Origin of the sequence: Teichococcus aestuarii (assembly GCF_042651065.1) — a bacterium.
GTDB lineage: Bacteria > Pseudomonadota > Alphaproteobacteria > Acetobacterales > Acetobacteraceae > Pseudoroseomonas > Pseudoroseomonas aestuarii.
Genome location: NZ_JBHSCH010000136.1, coordinates 1 through 2378, shown reverse-complemented (window position 1 = coordinate 2378; position 2378 = coordinate 1). Strand labels below are relative to the sequence as shown.

Here is a 2378-nt window from a genome sequence, read left to right as displayed (position 1 = left end):
TGCAGGGTGACATGGTCCACCGAGCCATCGGCTGCCTTGATGGCGAAGACGCTGCTGCCCTCGTGGTAGATGCTGGCGCCCTTGCCGAAGCCTTCCAGCACCAGCATGTCGCCGCCGGCGCGTCCGGCACCCTGGAAGTCGGTGACCAGGTCGTGGCCCATGCCCTTGCCGATGACGAACTTGTCGTCGCCGCCGCCGCCGGTCAGCACGTCATTCCCGCCGCGGCCGTTCAGGACGTTGGGGGAGCTGTTGCCGATGATCCGGTTGGCCAGGGCGTTGCCCGTCGCCGCCGTCCAGGAGGTGCCGGTGATGATGAGGTTCTCGACATTGTCCGGCAGGGTGTAGCTGCTCAGCCAGGTCTCCACCGTGTCGGTGCCCTGGCCGGCCAGCTCCACCACCTTGTCGCCGGCGGTGTAGACGACATAGGTGTCGTCGCCCTTGCCGCCCTTCATGGTGTCGTTGCCGCCGCCGGACTTGAAGGCGTCGTGGCCATCGGTGCCGGTCAGCGTCTCGGTCTTGCTGCTGCCATAGAACCACTTGGTGGGCGCGGCGCTGGCGGGCAGCATCTTCGGCGCCTCGTCGGGCGTGCTCGGCGCGGGGGTGGTCACCACGGGCGCGGTCGGCGCCGGGGTGCTGGTGGCCGGCGGGTTGGCCACCGGCGGGGTGGTGACGGCCGGCGCCTTGATGTTGACGAGCTGCACATCATCCGCCGCCAGGCTGGAGAGCTGCACGCCCTTCAGGGTGAGGACCTGGCCGTCGCCGAGGTTCAGCACCGCGTCCGCGCCGGATTGCTGGCCGGCGGCCTTCACGGCGGCGAAGTCCTTGAAGGCGAAGCCGTCGAGCTTGATGACGTCGCTGGCGCCGGCACCGCCCCGGAAGTCGGTGATGGTGTCGTTGCCCTCGCCCTTGGCGATGATGAAGGTGTCGTTGCCGCCGCCGCCGGTCAGGATGTCGTTGCCGCCCTTGCCGTTCAGCACGTTCGGGTTGAGGTTGCCCTCCAGGCGGTTGGCCAGGCCGTTGCCGGTCAGCGTGTTCCAGCCCGTGCCGGTGAGGATCAGGTTCTCGACATTGTCGGGCAGGACATAGTTGTTGAGCCAGGTCCTGACCGTGTCGATGCCCTGGCCGGCCAGCTCCACCACCACGTCGCCGGTGGTGATGACGTAGGTGTCGTCGCCGGCGCCGCCCTTCAGCGTGTCGCCGCCGCCGCCGGTGATCTCGTCATGGCCGGCGGTGCCGGTCAGCGTCTCCTTGGCGGAGCTGCCCTTGATGGACTTGGCCGGCGCGGCGCTCACCGCGGCCTCGCCATTCGTCGGGGCCGGGCTGGTGGGCGCAGGGGTGGTCGGCGCGGGCGTGGTGGGCGCAGGCGTGGTGGGCGCAGGCGTGGTGGGCGCGGGGGTGGCGGTCACCGGGTCGTCGGCGCCCGGCGGCTTGCCCGCGGTTTCGTCGCTGCTGCCGTTCTCGGTGGGGATGTTCGGCGTGGTGCCGGGCTTGGGCGGCGGCGTGGTGTTCTTGCCGCCGAAATCCGGCCACGTCATGTCGCCATCGCCCCAGTTGCGGAAGGCCTCCTTGAAGACCGCGCCGGTGCGGGGGTCGGAGCCGTCGGACAGCTTGCCGGGGTAGGCGGCGTCGGAGTCCCAGTAGCTCTGCAGCACCGGGTTGTGCTTCTCGAACCACTCCTTGGCCAGCTGCACGAAGGGGCCGGCATTGTCGCCCTTCACGCCCCACTCGGAATAGGCGGTGGGCTTGTTGTGCTGCTTGGCGAAGTTCTCCAGCCACTGCAGGCCGTACTTCTCGTTGACGATCCGGTTGAAGGCGGCGACCGGGTCGTTCCCCTGGTATTCCGGCTTGTAGTAGAAATCCATGCCGATGACGTCGACATACTCGTCGCCGGGATAGATCGTCGCCGGGTCGATGCCGCCATTGGCGTGGTTGATGTTCCACTCGAACTGGAAGCGGTCGGACACCTCCTTGAAGGTGCTGGCCATCTGGCGGAAGGCGCCCTTGAAGGCCTCTTCCTTGCCGATGGCATTCCAGAAGAACCAGTCGCCATTCGCCTCCCAGCCGGTGCGGACCATGATCGGCCCGTCCCCGGGGGTGCCCTTGAGGAGCGTCTCGGCCACGCTCTTATAGTACTGGTTGTAGGCCCCGCTCGCGGCCGTGCCGAGATTGCCTTCCTTGCTGATCAGCGGAATGGACCACTGGATGTCGACGCCCGTCGGCTTCCAGAGGCTCAGCTGCCAGTTCGCGGAAGAAGTGTAATCCTTCCAGTTGGAATAACCGACCACTCCATGGACGTAATCGGGCGCATCGCCCAGCCAGCCAGTGAACTTGTTCAGAAGAGCCGGGTCGTTGCCGACATATACGCCAAGAGCGGTCAT

The 2378-nt window shown here is 67.5% G+C and carries 1 protein-coding gene; it reads right to left on the bottom strand.

Annotated features, from left to right (window positions below; all coding sequences use genetic code 11):
- The coding region (locus ACFOY6_RS23890; RefSeq protein ID WP_379652431.1) for a glycosyl hydrolase at positions 1-2378 on the bottom strand (2378 nt) is incomplete at both ends.